Below are 16,011 nucleotides of genomic sequence, written 5' to 3' on the forward strand. Positions count from 1 at the left end.
AGCTCAGCTGGGAGAGCACTTGCCTTACAAGCAAGGGGTCGGCGGTTCGATCCCGTCATCCTCCACCATTTTAATGAGTTTATCGCCTCGGGGTGGAGCAACGAGCCTTCGCTTCATCGAAACCGCTTCGAGTTGCCCCGACGCATCTCGCTTCCTCGAATCAGCTAGTAGAGGAAGGGGCAACGAAAAATTCACTCAGAGTATGATCAAAACTGAATCATTTCTTATCGCCGCGGGGTGGAGCAGTCCGGTAGCTCGTCGGGCTCATAACCCGAAGGTCGCAGGTTCAAATCCTGCCCCCGCAACCAAAAATGGTCCCGTAGTGTAGTGGTTAACATGCCTGCCTGTCACGCAGGAGATCGCGGGTTCGAGTCCCGTCGGGACCGCCATTGTTTCAAAATTGCGAAAAGAGAAAATGAATAGCTTGGCAGCAACGAGCATATGCATCTTCGAATGTGTTGCGTGTTGCCTCGACGCATCCAGCTTCTTCGAATGAGCTGGCAGAGGAAGAGGCACAACAGCAACCAATGAGCATGGTGAAAAGAAAATATGGCTCGGTAGCTCAGTCGGTAGAGCAAAGGACTGAAAATCCTTGTGTCGGCGGTTCGATTCCGTCCCGAGCCACCATTTTGATAGTTAAAACCATGCCGGCTTAGCTCAATTGGTAGAGCAACTGACTTGTAATCAGTAGGTTGCGGGTTCAAGTCCTGCAGCCGGCATCTTTATTTTCAAATAAATCGTGAGCCATTAGCTCAGTAACGAGGGTTACATCTTCGAATCGGCTTTGAGTTGTCCCGACGCATCTCACCTCTTCGAATCAGCTAGTAGAGGAAGGGACATCGTTCACTTGGAGTGTTATACCAACCATGAGCCATTAGCTCAGTAGGTAGAGCATCTGACTTTTAATCAGAGGGTCGGAGGTTCGAGTCCTCCATGGCTCATCGTTTTGCGGAAGTAGTTCAGCGGTAGAACACCACCTTGCCAAGGTGGGGGTCGCGGGTTCGAGCCCCGTCTTCCGCTCCACTTCCGCCGGGGTGGCGGAATTGGCAGACGCACAGGACTTAAAATCCTGGGGTAGGTAACTACCGTGCCGGTTCGAGTCCGGCCCTCGGCACTTGTGCGCTCGTAGCTCAATTGGATAGAGCATCTGACTACGGATCAGAAGGTTAGGGGTTCGAATCCTCTCGAGCGCGTTTGGTCGGGAAGTAGCTCAGCTTGGTAGAGCACACGGTTCGGGTCCGTGAGGTCGCAGGTTCAAATCCTGTCTTCCCGATTTGTACATGGGGCCTTAGCTCAGCTGGGAGAGCGCCTGCTTTGCAAGCAGGAGGTCATCGGTTCGATCCCGATAGGCTCCACCTTTCAATCAATTTGATCTAATTTGGCGGTGTAGCTCAGCTGGCTAGAGCGTACGGTTCATACCCGTGAGGTCGGGGGTTCGATCCCCTCCACCGCCACTATTATCGGACCTTTAGCTCAGCTGGTTAGAGCAGACGGCTCATAACCGTCCGGTCGTAGGTTCGAGTCCTACAAGGTCCACCATCATTATTGTTGTTTTTTTGGAGGAGTACCCAAGTGGTTGAAGGGGTCGGTCTTGAAAACCGAGAGGCGCCGCGAGGCGCGCGGGGGTTCGAATCCCTCCTCCTCCGCCATGTTTTGTTCTCGATGAATCGCGTAAATATATTTGAACCATGCCGGCTTAGCTCAATTGGTAGAGCAACTGACTTGTAATCAGTAGGTTGCGGGTTCAAGTCCTGCAGCCGGCACCAGTACATGGCGACTATGGCGAAGTGGTTAACGCACCAGATTGTGGCTCTGGCATGCGTGGGTTCGATTCCCACTAGTCGCCCTTTTCTTCTTTAATATATTTGCGGGTGTAGTTTAGTGGTAAAACCGCAGCCACAAGCCTTCGCATCATCGAATCTGCTGCGAGTTGCCCCGACGCATCTGGCTTCCTTGAACATGCTTGCAGAGGAAGGGGCACAGGGGAAGCGTGGTAGATATCAATCAAAATTATATGCGGGTGTAGTTTAGTGGTAAAACCTCAGCCTTCCAAGCTGATGTCGTGGGTTCGATTCCCATCACCCGCTTTGATGGGCCTATAGCTCAGCTGGTCAGAGCGCACGCCTGATAAGCGTGAGGTCGGTGGTTCAAGTCCACTTAGGCCCACCATTTTCCATTGCATGTTGTTTCACTGTTCGCTATAATAGTGAGCGAACGATGTTTGATCATTCCGCAATAGCTCAGCGGTAGAGCAACCGGCTGTTAACCGGTAGGTCGTAGGTTCGAATCCTACTTGCGGAGCCATGTTACGGAGAAGTACCCAAGTGGCTGAAGGGGACGGTTTGCTAAACCGTTAGGTCGCAGTTTTGCGGCGCGCGGGTTCAAATCCCGCCTTCTCCGCCATAATGGCCCGTTGGTCAAGTGGTTAAGACACCGCCCTTTCACGGCGGTAACACGGGTTCGAATCCCGTACGGGTCACTGGTTGCTGGCACCAGAGATTCTGGTGCCCTTTTATGCAATTGCTTTTGTCGATTTTTGCGTTTTTTCTTGCGCTGTATGTCTGACTTTGTTATAATGATTATCGTTAGTTTGAAATCATATAATCTATGTTGGGGACAACGCAGTGTTTCGTTTCGTCAAAGAACGAGGCATTGCGTTTTTTGTTTATGTTGGGAGAGATCCCCCGCCTCGATCGGCCAAGCGGGGGAGAAGATCAAACGAGCAATTGGGCGTCGGCTTCTCCGCCATGGATTTGCACAAACATCGTTTGGATGGCTTCAAGCTGGCGCCTGGCAGTTTCTTCTGACGTCGACGGGAGAAAGTAAACGATCTGCAAGGCGTTTTTTGTTTCTTTCGTCACAGCGGTGCGCTCTGAATCGACGATCGGACTGCCAAACGGCCCTCGTTCATCTTTGCTGACGAGCTTGTTGGCAAAGTTGACTGTGCGGCCGTTTAACGCGATATATTCGTCTTGCTCCATGCCGACGGTGAGGGTTACTGTTCCGTCAATGCGATCTAGATCATAGATGCCCAGCGGAATTTTATAGTATAGTGAAAAAAAGTTGTTGACGTCCGCCGCTGAATGAATCGATGGGATGAAGTGTTTTTTCTGAATGCGTCGGTATAAGCTCTCGCTTGACGGTCGATAGCGGCTTGGGTCTGTGCCGAGTTGTTTGAAAGCACGACGCCATTCGGCCAGCTCGGGAATGTCGGCGATCGGCTTTTCCTGCAACTCGATGTGAAGAGACTCTTGAAACAGTTCCAATCGACCTCTTAACATTTGCGGTGAGTCGCCGATCTCGATATGATGATAGCGAATGACGCCGAATTTGCCGGAAGGAAGGCGCTGCTTTAGCTGTTCCGATATCACGCATTTCATCTTGATCACCTCGGGTTTCATTTTACCATATATGACGAAAGGAGGGAAAACGATGGATGTTATGGCATTAAAGCAGGAAGTCATTGAGTACAGTCGGTCAATCGGCATTGATAAAATTGGCTTTGCAAGCGCCGATCCGTTTGTCGAATTAAAGGAACGATTGCGCCGCCAGCAGGAGCTCGGCTATCAGTCCGGTTTTGAGGAACCAGATATTGAGAAACGGACGAATCCTTCATTGCTTCTTCCGGAAGCAAAATCGATTATTGCCATTGCCCTTGCCTATCCGTCCAAAATGAAAAATGCGCCGCGGGGGACAAAGACGGAACGGCGCGGCGTTTTTTGCCGCGCTTCATGGGGAAAGGACTACCACGATGTGTTGCGGGAACGTTTGCGGCAGCTCGAGGAGTTTTTGCTGGCCAAGGTGCCCCATGCCCGCGTTCGCTCGATGGTGGATACCGGAGAGCTCGCCGATCGGGCCGTGGCGGAACGAGCGGGGATCGGCTGGAGTGGCAAAAACTGTTCCATTATTACACCGGAGTTTGGTTCATATGTGTACTTGGGGGAGATGATTACGAACATTCCATTTCCACCTGATGAATCGGTTGAAAGTCGATGCGGCACGTGCACGAAATGCATTGACGCTTGCCCGACCGGAGCGCTTGTGCAAGGTGGGCAGCTGAACGCGCAGCGGTGCCTTTCATTTTTGACACAAACGAAAGGGTTTTTGGCCGATGAGTTCCGGGAAAAAATCGGCAACCGGTTGTACGGCTGCGATACGTGCCAGCAAGTCTGTCCAGAAAATAAAGGGAAAGACTTTCACTTGCATCCGGAATTTGAGCCAGACCCAGAAGCTGTGAAACCAAAGCTCATCCCGCTGCTTCAGATGAGCAACCGTGAATTTAAAGAGAAGTTTGGGGCCATGGCGGGCTCATGGCGCGGGAAAAAGCCGATTCAGCGCAACGCCATTTTGGCGCTCGCTCATTACAAAGACCGAACTGCGGTGCCGCATTTATTGCGGTTGTTGAAAGAGGACAGCCGTCCCGTCATCCGCGGAACGGCGGCGTGGGCGTTAGGGAAAATCGGGGATCCAAGCGCCAAACCTTATTTGGAGGCTGCCCGGCAAACGGAGGCGGATGCGGATGTGATCACTGAGATTGAAAAAGGGCTGAAACTATTGGCTGAGGCAAAGGAATAGGGAAAAAATGCGGTTTTCCCACATAAGGTAGTAACAAAAACGAAAGTGGTGGAAATCGGCATGAAAGAAAAGTTGCGCGCGTGGTTGGATGAGCGAGCCCGTTCGTTTGTGTCGGAAAGCAACGTACGGAACGAAGAAGCGGCAAGGAAGCAGCGGCTTTGCCAAAAGCGCGGCGCGGAGATCGTCCGTTGCACGATTCGCGGGCAAATTGTCAGCAAGCAGACCGTCGAGCGGGAGACAAAAGTCATGTATATTGCCCACCATCAATTTTTAATTAAGCAAGGGGATTCACTTTATACAGAAGAACAGGTTGAGGAGCGATGCTCCTGTTTTGTTCGTGGTGAGCTTGTAGCTGATGAACCGATTAACCGGACGGGGGGCTATATGGAGGCGCCGCGCGTCGAACGGGAACAATGGACAGGGGAGCGTCTTTCTTACCAATATGACCGCGCCCGGGCGGTGCGGTATGCGGAAACGTGGTGGAATCGGCACAACCCGGCGTTTCCGTCGTTTCCGGTCGATTGCACGAATTTTGTCTCCCAATGCTTGTATGCGGGTGGGGCGCCGATGACGGGTTATCCGAACCGGACGAGGGGATGGTGGTGTCAAAACGGAAGCTGGAGCTACAGTTGGGCTGTTGCTCATTCGTTGCGCTGGTATTTGAGCGGATCGCGCATCGGTTTGCAGGCAGTGGAAGTGGCAGAACCGGAGCAATTGATGGCAGGTGATGTCATCTGTTATGATTTTCAAGGGGACGGACGCTTCGACCATTCGACGATTGTGGTGGCGAAAGATCAGAACGGGATGCCGCTTGTGAACGCCCATACGACAAACAGCCGAATGCGCTATTGGTCGTATGAGGATTCCAGTGCCTATACGCCGAACATTCGCTATAAGTTTTTTCACATCATCGATCGTAAATAAACGTTGTTGAGGTGAAGGAAATGCCGCTTCATGTCGTACTGTACCAGCCAGAAATCCCAGCCAACACTGGAAACATCGCCCGCACATGCGCGGCGACCGATACGGCGCTCCATTTGATCCGCCCGCTCGGGTTTTCCACAGACGATAAAATGCTGAAGCGGGCAGGACTTGATTATTGGCCGTATGTCAACATTTCGTATTATGACTCGCTTGACGAACTGTTCGCTCGTTTTCCGGAAGGGGAGTTTTATTTCATTACGAAATTCGGGCGCCGGTATTATGATTCGTTTGATTTTAGCGATACGGAAAAGGATATTTTCTTTGTGTTCGGCCGCGAAACGACCGGGCTGCCGAAGGAGCTGCTTGAGGCCAATATGGAACGTTGCCTTCGCATCCCGATGAACGACAAAGTGCGCTCGTTAAACTTATCGAACACGGCGGCCATTTTAGTGTACGAAGCGTTGCGCCAGCAACGGTTTCAGGGGCTGTCGTAAACAAAAAAACGACCTTCGCTTTGGAGGTCGTTTTTTTGGTCTTATTGTCTGACGCCTGGTTTGTCTTCATAGCCAGCGGTGAAAATGGCTGTCAAAAACGCAATGATAACCCCTAGCACAAGCAAAGTGCGCATCGTTTGTTCCTCCTTCAAGGCATTTTCCCTTTTATTATAACGAATATGGTCAAGCATGTGAATGACTGCGGCCGGTTGTTCGGAGACAAAATTTTTTTTGCGGCGAATGATACGGGACATCCTCGCATAAATTGTAATAATCTTGCTGTTAGACATCCAAGGGTGAGGAGGTCCTTTATGGATATTTTGCAAAAAATCGCCCGATATCGGGAAGAAGAAGAAAAACTGAAATGGGAAGGAACGTTTGCCGAGTATTTAAAAATTTTAAAAGAAAAGCCGTGGGTGGCCCAGTCGGCTCATTCGCGCGTTTATAATATGATCAAAGATGCTGGGGTCGAAGAGGTGAACGGACGGAAACGATATAAGTTTTTCAGCCAGCACTTGTTCGGGCTCGAGGAAGCGCTTGAACGGCTCGTTGAGGAATATTTCCACCCGGCGGCGAAGCGGTTGGATGTGCGGAAACGGATTTTGCTGCTGATGGGGCCAGTTGGCGGCGGGAAGTCGACGCTTGTGACTTTGCTAAAGCGCGGGCTTGAAGAGTATTCAAAAACAGAGCGCGGCGCTGTTTATGCCATTAAAGGCTGCCCGATGCATGAAGACCCCCTTCACCTCATTCCTCACCATTTGCGTGACGATTTTTATAAGGAGTATGGCATTCGCATTGAAGGCGAGCTGTCGCCGCTCAATATGATGCGGCTCGAGAAAGAGTACGGCGGACGCATTGAAGACGTGCTGGTGGAGCGCATTTTCTTCTCGGAAAACCGCCGTGTCGGCATCGGGACGTTCAGCCCGTCTGACCCGAAATCGCAAGATATCGCCGATTTAACGGGAAGCATCGATTTCTCGACGATTGCGGAATACGGCTCAGAATCCGACCCTCGCGCGTACCGGTTTGACGGCGAGCTGAACAAAGCCAACCGCGGGATTATGGAATTTCAAGAGATGTTAAAATGCGATGAAAAATTTCTTTGGCATTTGTTGTCGCTGACGCAAGAGGGCAATTTCAAAGCTGGGCGGTTTGCTTTAATCAGCGCCGATGAATTGATCATCGCTCATACGAACGAAACGGAATATCGGTCGTTCATTGCCAACAAAAAGAACGAGGCGCTCCATTCGCGCATCATCGTCATGCCGATTCCATACAACTTGCGCGTCTCGGAAGAAGAGCGCATTTACGAAAAAATGATCCGCGAAAGCGACGTCGCCGACGTGCATATCGCTCCGCACACGTTGCGGATTGCGGCTATGTTTACCATTTTAACGCGGTTGAAAGAATCGAAGCGGCCGGATGTGGATTTATTGAAGAAAATGCGCTTGTATGATGGCGAAATGATCGAAGGATTCAGCGAAGTCGATGTCGAGGAGTTGAAAAAGGAGCATCCGGATGAGGGGATGAGCGGCATCGACCCACGCTATGTCATCAACCGCATTTCGGCATGCATTATTCGCAAAGAAGTGCCGTCGATCAATGCGCTTGACGTGCTTCGTTCGTTGAAAGAAGGGTTGGATCAGCATCCGTCGATCACGAAGGAAGACCGCGAGCGGTACTTGAACTTCATTTCGCTTGTGCGCAAAGAGTATGACGAAATCGCCAAACAAGAAGTGCAAAAGGCGTTCGTCTATTCGTATGAAGAGTCGGCGAAAACGTTGATGGATAACTATTTGGACAACGTCGAGGCGTACTGCAACAAGACGAAGCTGCGCGATCCGCTCACTGGCGAGGAAATGAATCCCGATGAAAAGCTGATGCGTTCAATCGAGGAGCAAATCGGCATTTCTGAAAATGCCAAAAAGGCGTTTCGCGAAGAAATTTTAATCCGCATTTCCGCCTATGCGCGCAAAGGGCAAAAATTTGACTACAATTCGCATGAGCGGCTTCGCGAGGCGATTCAGAAAAAGCTGTTTGCCGATTTAAAGGATATTGTAAAGATTACGACATCAACGAAGACACCGGATGAGCAGCAGTTGAAAAAAATTAACGAAGTCGTCGCCCGCCTTATTGATGAGTACGGGTACAACTCTACGTCAGCCAACGAATTGCTTCGCTACGTCGGCAGCTTGTTGAACCGCTAGGCATGCCTCGAGCGCTGGGGCATGCCTTTTTCTCATCCTTTGGGGGAGAAAACGGTTATGGGGAGGACTTTGCATGAGGGGGAGGGGAAAAACCGACAATCGGGCTTGTCCACTTTTTCGTTTTCCTCATTACATTTGTCAATTATTTTGAGTTTTTGCATACGATAAAATAAACCAACTTGGCACAGTGATGGTCCGTTTTGATGACGCCAACATAAGTATATGCGGGAAAGCGAAAAGTGTGAAAAAGTTTTTTTCAAAGGAGGGGAAAAGATGAAGGGGAATTTTGTTGTATCGAAAGAAGACTGGTCCCTCCACCGCAAAGGTCATGATGATCAAAAGCGCCATCAAGAAAAAGTGAAGGAAGCGATCAAAAACAACTTGCCCGATTTAATTACGGAAGAAAGCATTATCATGTCCAACGGACGCGATGTGATTAAAATTCCGATCCGCTCGCTCGATGAATACAAAATCCGCTACAATTATGAGAAAAACAAACACGTCGGTCAAGGGAACGGAAACAGCCAAGTCGGTGATGTGGTGGCCAGAGAAGGAAGCGGGGAGGGGCAGGGGCCAGGAAAGGGTCAAGGGGCTGGCGACTTGCCGGGCCAAGATTATTACGAAGCTGAAGTGTCGCTGATGGAGATTGAGGAAGCGCTTTTCAGCCAATTGGAGCTGCCCAACTTGCAACGGAAAGAGCTGGATCAAAATGTAACCCAACATATTGAATTTAACGACATCCGCCGCACCGGATTGATGGGGAATATCGATAAAAAGCGGACGATGCTCGCCGCCTTCAAGCGCAATGCCATGAACGGCAAACCAGGATTTTATCCGATTTACCGCGAAGATTTGAAGTTCAAAACATGGAATGAAGTCGTCAAGCCGGAATCGAAAGCGGTTGTCTTAGCCATGATGGATACAAGCGGTTCGATGGGCATGTGGGAAAAATATATGGCACGCAGCTTTTTCTTCTGGATGACCCGCTTTTTGCGCACAAAATATGAAACCGTTGAGATCGCCTTTATTGCTCATCATACGGAAGCGAAAGTCGTCAGTGAGGAGGAGTTTTTCACGAAAGGGGAAAGCGGCGGGACGATTTGCTCGTCTGCATATCGAAAAGCGCTTGAACTGATCGAAACGAAATATTCTCCGTCGCGCTACAACATTTATCCGTTCCATTTCTCGGACGGCGACAACTTGACATCCGACAATGCCCGTTGCGTGAAGCTTGTTCAAGAGCTGATGAACGTATCGAACATGTTTGGGTATGGGGAAGTCAACCAGTACAACCGTACACCCTCTACACTTATGCGTGCATACGGCAGCATGAAACATGAGAAATTCAAATACTATATCTTGAAACAAAAATCCGATGTGTTCGAGGCCCTGAAATATTTCTTCTCCGCAGAAAAAAAGGAGGCCGTTGCCTCTAAATCCTAGGGTAAAGCTGAATCGTAAACTGATCTTTTTTCGTCCACTCCGGTTTTCTCAGGTATGTCGCTTTCTCAAGCACCGACTTGAGAAGGCGATTTTTCTTTTCTACGTCATCTGTGAGGCGGTAGGCGTCCAGCACCTTTTTAACCGTCGGGATGTACTCGTTCATGTTCTTTTCTTTCAGCTTTTCTTTAGCGATTTCCTCACGCAGTTGCTCGATGTCCTCCTGTGTTTTTTTGATCCGACTCACAACCATCTGCTGGCGTTCCAGGAACGTCTCAATCGTATAGATGCCTCGCTCGAGTAGATCATGCAGTGCATCTTTTTGTTTATGGAGCTCCTGGAGCTCTTTTTCTTTTTTTTCGACGGCTTTTTGCTTTAGCGGGATGACCGAACGCTGCTCTTTTCGGGCAAGAGCTTCCTCCTGCACTTCAAACTGATCGACGAACTCGGCGAGAGATTGCAAGATTTTCTCCTCGACGAGTGGCAGAAGCGCACCCTTTTGCACGCCTTTGCATTTCGGGTTTGGACAGCGCACCAGCGGATGAGGACGGTCTTTGCGTGGCTGATACCACATCGTATAGCCGCAGAGTTCGCATTTCAACAACCCGGCCAGCGGGTTAGCCAGCGGTTTGCTTTCTACCGTAGAAGGGCGCCAGCGGCTCCGATACGCTTTGTTGGCGGCTTCCCAGAGTTCCCTGGACACGAGGGGCTCATGGGCATTCTCTTTGACATACCAGCGCTCTCTCGGCATTTTCTTGCGCTTATACCTGCCGTTTTGTTTAATGTATTTCACCTTGCCCCAGATGATGTGGCCGAGATACACCTCGTTTTTGATAATGGCGCTGATCGTCGAAGGAGACCAAAAGGATCGCTTTTCATCGGGCGGTTTCACTCCAAGTCGATCCAGCTCAGCGGCGATCGCCTGGCGTCCGTGTCCGTCGCGCATCATCTCAAAGATTTTTACCACAACCCATGACGTTTCCGGATCCGGGTAGAGCCTTAGTTTTTCATCACGAAGATAGCCGTATGGCGGCTTTTTTGAGATGGAACGTCCTTTAGCGGCCGAGTCGCGCCGGCCACCTTGGAGGCGCTTCGTAATGACTTTGAGCTCTTCGCGCGACACGATGGATTTCACACCGAAAACGAGCTCCCACGTCTCGCTTTCCGGGTCATAAACTTCCGTAGGGGTGATGATTTTCGTTCCCGAATAGCGAAAAGCACGGTCTAAAATGCCTTGGTCAAGCATATCACCACGGCCGAGGCGGTCAATGTCCATGACAAGCACCGCATCAGCCACTCCCGTTTCCAATTCACGCAAAAGCTTCTGGATCTCCGAACGTTCAGCGATGGACTCGCCGGACACAATCTCCTCGAAGATGCCGAGGATATTGTGCCCCTCTTTACGAGCTACGGCCAGCAAGTTATCCCGATGGCGCTGCAATGTATCGTATGACACGCCGGATTCGGCGGCTTTTTTCTCTTCCTCGATATCCTTCCGGCTTTTGCGAAGATAGATGAACACGTCCAAGTTTCTAGGTCTATACATAAAACCACCTCTGACCTGGAATAGAACTCGCTATCACCATGTATGCAAAAAAAAGAGGCAAATATGCGGATTAGCCGTTATGATTTTACGTGATTCATCCATTCTGTGGCGGTATAATTCATGATTTTTAGCTGTTCCTTTGGTCCATCTGCTGTAAATAGCGGATGATTTCTCGTTGTTCCTCGTCCGTTAAGCGGCCGTCAATAAACAATGAGCCCTCATGTGCAACGGCGTACTCATGAAGGAGACTAAGATCGCTTTCCGCATCGCGGCCGGAAGCGGCGACAACCGGCTCAGCCACTTGCATATGACTGAAAAGCGCCTCATAAAACCGGTAGCTTTCCCATTGTTCCTTAAAGCGATCCCAACGCCGTTTAGCGAACAGCGGCTCCACACTAAACGTTTCGCTCAGTACATAGACGATTTCCTTTTCCGTATGCGGAAGCTCGAGTTCAAGCAGCATAAACGTCGGTACGCAAAAGTGCAGAGCAAAATTCGTCGCCTGGGCCTCCTGAAGCTGAACGAGTGAAGCCGGGAGCAACATTTGATTCCCCGCGTGTCACAGCACATGCCCAAGTTCATGTCCAAATTCCTGCCATTGTTGTTGACGACTAAGGCGGCGGTCGATGATAATGCTATACACTCCGTTCCGTTCGATGGCCGTACTTCGGATGTCGGCAAAATGCAGCCAGACGTTCAGCTTTGCGGCAATGTCGATCATGTCCAGCTGATGGGGCGATCTGATTGCTAAATGCTCGTACAATTCACAAATATATTGTTCCAGTGGGGTGAACTGGTATGACGAGAAGTTCATGGGAATCACCTCACTTTTATTATAGGAACATGCGTTCGAGAAGGCAAGGAAAAGAAAGGATCCCTAAAAAGGGATCAACGAAGGATAACTTACGAAACCATATTTTCTAACCGAAAAAAAGGTTTGCTGTTTTCTTGTATTAGGCATATTATAAAAGTAAGGTGGTGATCAAAATGTTCAAAAAAAGAATAATTGATAAAATCTTTAATGAGGCAATCAAAGCATCAAAAACACTTAATGAAGAATATGAAACTATGCGTGTTAGGAACGCCAAACATATCATCGAGACTCATCAAATGATGAATCAAAAAAGAAATGAGTTTCAAAAACATAAGGAGGAAATAGAGACAGCTTTTCGCTTTATTCGTAGTAAATAGCAATTGGCGTAGCAATATAATCCCCTGGTTTAAGTATTTGAAAGCTTCCTAAGATTAGGTCGAACATAAAATTTGCGAGTTGGGTGAAGTCCTGCAATTCTCCTAAAACTCCGCCTAAGTCATCATTGTTGTAGATTATATCGCGCTTACCTATGACCCTAAAAAGAATTTTTGCCCTGCGTGCCGAAGCAGATCGGATTGAAAGGGCTGTTGGAACCTCGCGTAACATTCCTTTATCGATCAACTGAAATGTGTTTGCTGCCTTAATTATTGAGTAGTTACCTAAGAAACTATTAGCGTACGAAGAAAATACTTGTATTTGTTTTAGAATGTTCCTTTGAAGCATTGTAGACTGATGTTGATTAATAATATGTTGGGCTCTGACAAGCTCGGGATTTTTAGGGTATTTTCTAGCTTTTTGCGCAATCGTTTCTGCTTTCCTATATTCATCTGCCGATACATATATCCCTAATGTTTCTAAAACATCGTCAAGGTCAGCAATCCTGCTGATAAACTCAAAATCGTAATATTTCCAATCGGTCTCCCATAGACAAATGTCACCCTCTGTAAGGGAGAAGGAGTTTGTTTTTAATTTCTCGTTCTCTTTTAGTAGTTGTAGCAATATGTTTAAAGCATAGTCATGAAATGCTTTGTTTAATAAATCTCGTTGCCCTTCTAATAAAGCTCTGGAGCTACCATTGGTTTCATTTCCATTTCCAGAAATATTAGCGCCGAAACTTAAGCTCACATTGGATAATAGGCTACCTGTACCCGATTGGACAGTTCCATTGAAGCCAGCTGCTTTTCCTCTTGTTGTTTGTGACATTTCTGTATTGGTTTCCTGTATTGTCTGTTCCAATGAATAATGCGTTGTAACTCCCTTATCGAGTTGGGCGATCAAGGAATTCATGATTTCGGTATTTAGATAGATAATCTCTTTCATGCGTTTCTACCCCTGTTACATTTTTTATTGTTACAATGACATTTGGGATACGAATTAGTGTCGAAAGTATATGATGTCAGGATAAATGTGGTTAATCTATAACTACAGCACTTTAAATCACTACTTCATCCCAAAAATCATTTTCGTGTACGATAACGATTGGCGTGCCTTTTTTCCTTAATTCAATCGCTTTCTCAACTTTCCGTCCATAGCAAGCGAACGCCCAGCAAGGATTGCCGTTGCCCCCCACGATGAGGTAGTTGGTACTCTTAGTGACATTGTTGTTGAATATTCCGCCCATCTCTTGAATGACGCGGGCAATCTCGTTGCGTGTAGCCCTGTGAGAGGCGCCAGTAAAGGAGAACACTTTATTTTCGAATATGATTTCTGGATTAACAGCGCATATGCCACTGATTGAGTATTGGCTTTGCAGGAATTTTACGTCTAATTCATGGATGTTGCGGGATACCTTTGTATCAATAAAAGTGGTAAAAAAGGCTTTTAGCAAGTTTTTCTCGTCTTCGCTGATCATCCCGTCTTGCTTTACACTTACCAGCAGGCTATGGATCTCGTCAAAGGGATATGTCCCTCTTAAAAAGTCATGGTCATCGATCCAAATGGACAGTTGTTCAATTTCCATGTCATTCAAAACGTTGTCTGCCATGATGCCGTGGAGAATCCCGTGTAGCTGCTGTATAGATGATGTGATGACATCATAATAGCTGTTAAAATCGTTCTCATTAATAATGTTGTTGCAAAGCCACAGAATATCCTCAAACTCTTCTTCTTCCAATTTGTTGTCCAGCAAAGCTTGGTCAATTAACGGGATAATTTCGTTAAAAGGCGCTTTTTTTGCAAATCGTCTATGTAGGTTGCACCAATGAATGAGTTCAGCAATCTCCTCTTTGTTAGTGATGTGATCGGAACGGATCCCATGGATAATTCCGATCAGAGAATTGATGGACTTGTGCAACTCGGCTTTTGAGGTGAACTTGCGATAGTCTTCAATTTCTTTGAACTTGCTCATTTTCTCTCCCCCATTTCATACAAGAATAAAAAAGACATCAAGCCACGTGGCGGTGATGTCCTTTCTCGCTGCATATCCGTATAGTTTATAGACTCAAATAATCCTCGATGACTTTTTCAGCTTTACCGACATACTTTCGATAGTCTTCTAATGATTTTAAGGCCTTATCAAAATCTTTAACAATCAGCGAAGACAAGGGCAATAAATCATCAGGAGTTCGAATCAAAATGCGCGTTTGTCCTGATTCATTTTTCGAAGCTGGCTCACAAACAACGCCAGGACACAGCTCGATGATTTCTTGTTCTAATCGTTTGGAGAGCAAGTATTTCTTTTTGCCTGTTAACTTGATTCGGGCAAACGAGTAAAACGCTTGTATATCCAAGTAAGTCGATGTTCGGGAATGACGAACAAGACTAGTGTCGCGGTTATGATCACTTAATATGCGCAGAACAATGTCATAAGCTCTTTTTTCATCATCGGAAAGACGAAATTTTTCCTCTCTCCGTTTTTGGCATGTTCGATAAACAGCGGCACAAGTCAAACAATCATCCAACGCGTGATGGGAACTCACCTCTAATTGTAACCACTGTTTCAGTGTTTCCAGCTGATGATTGGGCGTCTCCGGTATGTATTTTCTAGCCAGTGTTAGCGTGTCAATGACGAGATTGTTTGGCTTTTCTATTCCTAGCCGTTGAGCGTTGCTTAATAAAAACTTCATGTCAAAAGGAGCATTGTGAGCGATCAGTACATCATCCTTTAGGAATTGGATGAAATCCAGGAAGATCTCTTCAATTGTAGGAGCATCTTTCACATCTCCATCTGTGATCCCCGTAATGTCCGTTATTTTAGATGGGATCGGTCTCTTAGGGTTAACGAACGAAACAAATTGTTCGATTGGCTCATGATTTCGAAAACGTATCGCCGCGATTTGGATAATAGCGTCTTTCTCCGGGTTTAATCCCGTTGTTTCAAAGTCTAAGACTACATAGTCGTCAGGGGTGAATGTCGCTTTTTGATAAGTATAATGATTATCTGAAGGCGTCTCCATTTTCTTGTTTGTATGAGATGAAGAAAAGCCATATTCGACAGTTACAGTTATCGGTGTAGACTGTATTTCTACGCCTCCACGATTGTCAGAAGAAGGTGTTGTGTTGCTCGTATTTACGAGATCTTCGTTAATTGAGGCATCAATGTCTTTATCCTTTTTCATTATTTTCCCGAGAAAGCGTTGCAAAATCCCCATTGTTTCCTCTCCCCTAAAAGTAACAAGCTCATTTATCTTTTGTCTTCCGATCCCCCTCGCTCTTGAGGATCTCCCATATCTTCAGTAATTGCTCCCGCCGTTCCTCCGGCGCCTCAGCCAGTTCTTTAAAGAACAGCCCCAGTTCCGGATCCTTGAGCTCCTCTGGAATATCATCCTGCTCCGGCGGGTTCGGATGGTCAGTTCGGCCGAGGAGGTAGTCAGTGGTGACGTTGAAAAAGTCGGCGAGCTGTCTAACGAATTCAAAAGAGGGCTCTCTTTCATCCCTTTCATACATTCCAATTGTGCTCTCGCCGAGACTGAACTTATCAGCCAAGTCCTTCTGAGTCATATTCATTTTTTTCCGCAAGAAGCGGAGTCTTTTACCAAAAGTCATAATAATCACCTATCACAAATATAACCC

14 protein-coding genes and 20 tRNA genes are annotated in these 16,011 nt (G+C 47.7%); 26 read left to right on the forward strand and 8 right to left on the reverse strand.

Features of this window, described 5'->3' with window-relative positions; translation table 11 throughout:
• The first annotated feature begins 231 nt into the window (after positions 1-231).
• The 20 genes from GJ1_RS09205 (at position 232) to GJ1_RS09300 (ending at position 2,479) form a co-directional block, all read left to right on the forward strand.
• A tRNA-Met gene (locus GJ1_RS09205) sits at positions 232-308 on the forward strand.
• 5 nt (positions 309-313) lie between these two features.
• A tRNA-Asp gene (locus GJ1_RS09210) sits at positions 314-389 on the forward strand.
• A gap of 162 nt (positions 390-551) precedes the next feature.
• Positions 552-627: transfer RNA gene (locus GJ1_RS09215), tRNA-Phe, on the forward strand.
• Between the two features lie 19 nt (positions 628-646).
• Positions 647-719, forward strand: a tRNA-Thr gene (locus GJ1_RS09220).
• Positions 720-868: 149 nt separating this feature from the next.
• Positions 869-941: transfer RNA gene (locus GJ1_RS09225), tRNA-Lys, on the forward strand.
• A 7-nt stretch (positions 942-948) separates the two neighbouring features.
• Positions 949-1,023 (forward strand) — tRNA-Gly (locus GJ1_RS09230).
• A gap of 5 nt (positions 1,024-1,028) precedes the next feature.
• Positions 1,029-1,114: transfer RNA gene (locus GJ1_RS09235), tRNA-Leu, on the forward strand.
• A 5-nt stretch (positions 1,115-1,119) separates the two neighbouring features.
• Positions 1,120-1,193, forward strand: a tRNA-Arg gene (locus GJ1_RS09240).
• A 6-nt stretch (positions 1,194-1,199) separates the two neighbouring features.
• Positions 1,200-1,273 (forward strand) — tRNA-Pro (locus GJ1_RS09245).
• Between the two features lie 9 nt (positions 1,274-1,282).
• A tRNA-Ala gene (locus GJ1_RS09250) sits at positions 1,283-1,355 on the forward strand.
• Positions 1,356-1,380: 25 nt separating this feature from the next.
• A tRNA-Met gene (locus GJ1_RS09255) sits at positions 1,381-1,454 on the forward strand.
• A gap of 8 nt (positions 1,455-1,462) precedes the next feature.
• Positions 1,463-1,539, forward strand: a tRNA-Ile gene (locus tag GJ1_RS09260).
• Between the two features lie 19 nt (positions 1,540-1,558).
• Positions 1,559-1,649: transfer RNA gene (locus tag GJ1_RS09265), tRNA-Ser, on the forward strand.
• Positions 1,650-1,690: 41 nt separating this feature from the next.
• A tRNA-Thr gene (locus GJ1_RS09270) sits at positions 1,691-1,766 on the forward strand.
• A gap of 7 nt (positions 1,767-1,773) precedes the next feature.
• Positions 1,774-1,846 (forward strand) — tRNA-His (locus GJ1_RS09275).
• Positions 1,847-2,016: 170 nt separating this feature from the next.
• A tRNA-Gly gene (locus tag GJ1_RS09280) sits at positions 2,017-2,087 on the forward strand.
• 5 nt (positions 2,088-2,092) lie between these two features.
• Positions 2,093-2,169: transfer RNA gene (locus GJ1_RS09285), tRNA-Ile, on the forward strand.
• Between the two features lie 60 nt (positions 2,170-2,229).
• Positions 2,230-2,304, forward strand: a tRNA-Asn gene (locus GJ1_RS09290).
• 6 nt (positions 2,305-2,310) lie between these two features.
• Positions 2,311-2,403, forward strand: a tRNA-Ser gene (locus tag GJ1_RS09295).
• Between the two features lie 4 nt (positions 2,404-2,407).
• A tRNA-Glu gene (locus tag GJ1_RS09300) sits at positions 2,408-2,479 on the forward strand.
• Between the two features lie 235 nt (positions 2,480-2,714).
• Here GJ1_RS09300 and GJ1_RS09305 read toward each other — a convergent pair.
• Positions 2,715-3,380, reverse strand: a complete 666-nt coding sequence (locus GJ1_RS09305; protein ID WP_066231451.1) for a B3/B4 domain-containing protein — start codon at positions 3,378-3,380, stop codon at positions 2,715-2,717.
• A gap of 52 nt (positions 3,381-3,432) precedes the next feature.
• Between GJ1_RS09305 and queG the strand changes: the two genes are divergently transcribed.
• From queG to yhbH, 5 genes are all read left to right on the forward strand, one after another.
• Positions 3,433-4,575, forward strand: coding sequence for a tRNA epoxyqueuosine(34) reductase QueG (gene queG, locus GJ1_RS09310; protein ID WP_066231454.1), 1,143 nt, complete (start codon positions 3,433-3,435; stop codon positions 4,573-4,575).
• A 60-nt stretch (positions 4,576-4,635) separates the two neighbouring features.
• Positions 4,636-5,499 (forward strand): amidase domain-containing protein, encoded by an 864-nt coding sequence (locus tag GJ1_RS09315; protein WP_066231579.1) that lies wholly within the window; start codon positions 4,636-4,638, stop codon positions 5,497-5,499.
• Positions 5,500-5,519: 20 nt separating this feature from the next.
• Positions 5,520-5,993: a tRNA (uridine(34)/cytosine(34)/5-carboxymethylaminomethyluridine(34)-2'-O)-methyltransferase TrmL gene (trmL, locus tag GJ1_RS09320; RefSeq protein ID WP_066231457.1), complete on the forward strand. Its 474-nt coding sequence runs from the start codon at positions 5,520-5,522 to the stop codon at positions 5,991-5,993.
• Positions 5,994-6,304: 311 nt separating this feature from the next.
• Complete coding sequence (locus tag GJ1_RS09330; RefSeq protein WP_066231458.1) at positions 6,305-8,200, forward strand: PrkA family serine protein kinase; 1,896 nt, start codon at positions 6,305-6,307, stop codon at positions 8,198-8,200.
• 273 nt (positions 8,201-8,473) lie between these two features.
• Positions 8,474-9,643: a sporulation protein YhbH gene (gene yhbH / locus GJ1_RS09335; RefSeq protein ID WP_066231461.1), complete on the forward strand. Its 1,170-nt coding sequence runs from the start codon at positions 8,474-8,476 to the stop codon at positions 9,641-9,643.
• On the opposite strand, the gene GJ1_RS09340 is transcribed toward yhbH, so the two are convergent.
• From GJ1_RS09340 to GJ1_RS18335, 3 genes are all read right to left on the reverse strand, one after another.
• Positions 9,633-11,186 (reverse strand): recombinase family protein, encoded by a 1,554-nt coding sequence (locus GJ1_RS09340; protein WP_066231464.1) that lies wholly within the window; start codon positions 11,184-11,186, stop codon positions 9,633-9,635. The genes yhbH and GJ1_RS09340 overlap by 11 nt on opposite strands.
• A 127-nt stretch (positions 11,187-11,313) precedes the next feature.
• Entirely contained in the window at positions 11,314-11,727 is a 414-nt protein-coding gene (locus tag GJ1_RS18330; RefSeq protein ID WP_157068367.1) for a hypothetical protein, read from the reverse strand.
• An 18-nt stretch (positions 11,728-11,745) separates the two neighbouring features.
• The gene (locus GJ1_RS18335) at positions 11,746-12,000 is read right to left on the reverse strand and encodes an ImmA/IrrE family metallo-endopeptidase (protein ID WP_157068368.1); all 255 of its coding nucleotides are present in this window, start codon (positions 11,998-12,000) and stop codon (positions 11,746-11,748) included.
• 173 nt (positions 12,001-12,173) lie between these two features.
• On the opposite strand from GJ1_RS18335, the gene GJ1_RS09350 reads away from it, so the two are divergent.
• Positions 12,174-12,377 (forward strand): hypothetical protein, encoded by a 204-nt coding sequence (locus GJ1_RS09350; protein ID WP_066231466.1) that lies wholly within the window; start codon positions 12,174-12,176, stop codon positions 12,375-12,377.
• Here GJ1_RS09350 and GJ1_RS09355 read toward each other — a convergent pair.
• The 4 genes from GJ1_RS09355 to GJ1_RS09370 form a co-directional block, all read right to left on the reverse strand.
• Positions 12,361-13,320 carry a DUF6414 family protein gene (locus GJ1_RS09355; protein WP_044741424.1) on the reverse strand — a complete coding sequence of 320 codons (960 nt, stop codon included), beginning with the start codon at positions 13,318-13,320 and terminating at the stop codon, positions 12,361-12,363. The genes GJ1_RS09350 and GJ1_RS09355 overlap by 17 nt on opposite strands.
• A gap of 112 nt (positions 13,321-13,432) precedes the next feature.
• A complete protein-coding gene (locus GJ1_RS09360; RefSeq protein WP_066231467.1) occupies positions 13,433-14,347 on the reverse strand; it encodes a BRCT domain-containing protein in 915 nt (304 codons plus the stop codon).
• A gap of 85 nt (positions 14,348-14,432) precedes the next feature.
• Complete coding sequence (locus tag GJ1_RS09365) at positions 14,433-15,395, reverse strand: 3'-5' exonuclease (protein ID WP_167346105.1); 963 nt, start codon at positions 15,393-15,395, stop codon at positions 14,433-14,435.
• A 223-nt stretch (positions 15,396-15,618) separates the two neighbouring features.
• Positions 15,619-15,984: a helix-turn-helix domain-containing protein gene (locus tag GJ1_RS09370; protein WP_066231473.1), complete on the reverse strand. Its 366-nt coding sequence runs from the start codon at positions 15,982-15,984 to the stop codon at positions 15,619-15,621.
• Positions 15,985-16,011 lie beyond the last annotated feature (27 nt).

Origin of the sequence: Geobacillus jurassicus NBRC 107829, from assembly GCF_001544315.1 — a bacterium.
GTDB classification, from domain to species: domain Bacteria; phylum Bacillota; class Bacilli; order Bacillales; family Anoxybacillaceae; genus Geobacillus; species Geobacillus jurassicus.

What these genes read in the sequence shown, in the direction of transcription:
- queG (WP_066231454.1), top strand. Translation starts at nt 3,433, where the DNA reads ATGGATGTTATGGCATTAAAGCAGGAAGTCATTGAGTACAGTCGGTCA.
- GJ1_RS09305 (WP_066231451.1), bottom strand. Translation starts at nt 3,380, where the DNA reads ATGAAATGCGTGATATCGGAACAGCTAAAGCAGCGCCTTCCTTCCGGC.
- GJ1_RS09340 (WP_066231464.1), bottom strand. Translation starts at nt 11,186, where the DNA reads ATGTATAGACCTAGAAACTTGGACGTGTTCATCTATCTTCGCAAAAGC.
- GJ1_RS09360 (WP_066231467.1), bottom strand. Translation starts at nt 14,347, where the DNA reads ATGAGCAAGTTCAAAGAAATTGAAGACTATCGCAAGTTCACCTCAAAA.
- GJ1_RS18335 (WP_157068368.1), bottom strand. Translation starts at nt 12,000, where the DNA reads ATGAACTTCTCGTCATACCAGTTCACCCCACTGGAACAATATATTTGT.
- yhbH (WP_066231461.1), top strand. Translation starts at nt 8,474, where the DNA reads ATGAAGGGGAATTTTGTTGTATCGAAAGAAGACTGGTCCCTCCACCGC.
- GJ1_RS09315 (WP_066231579.1), top strand. Translation starts at nt 4,636, where the DNA reads ATGAAAGAAAAGTTGCGCGCGTGGTTGGATGAGCGAGCCCGTTCGTTT.
- GJ1_RS09370 (WP_066231473.1), bottom strand. Translation starts at nt 15,984, where the DNA reads ATGACTTTTGGTAAAAGACTCCGCTTCTTGCGGAAAAAAATGAATATG.
- GJ1_RS09330 (WP_066231458.1), top strand. Translation starts at nt 6,305, where the DNA reads ATGGATATTTTGCAAAAAATCGCCCGATATCGGGAAGAAGAAGAAAAA.
- GJ1_RS09355 (WP_044741424.1), bottom strand. Translation starts at nt 13,320, where the DNA reads ATGAAAGAGATTATCTATCTAAATACCGAAATCATGAATTCCTTGATC.
- GJ1_RS09365 (WP_167346105.1), bottom strand. Translation starts at nt 15,395, where the DNA reads ATGGAGACGCCTTCAGATAATCATTATACTTATCAAAAAGCGACATTC.
- GJ1_RS09350 (WP_066231466.1), top strand. Translation starts at nt 12,174, where the DNA reads ATGTTCAAAAAAAGAATAATTGATAAAATCTTTAATGAGGCAATCAAA.
- trmL (WP_066231457.1), top strand. Translation starts at nt 5,520, where the DNA reads ATGCCGCTTCATGTCGTACTGTACCAGCCAGAAATCCCAGCCAACACT.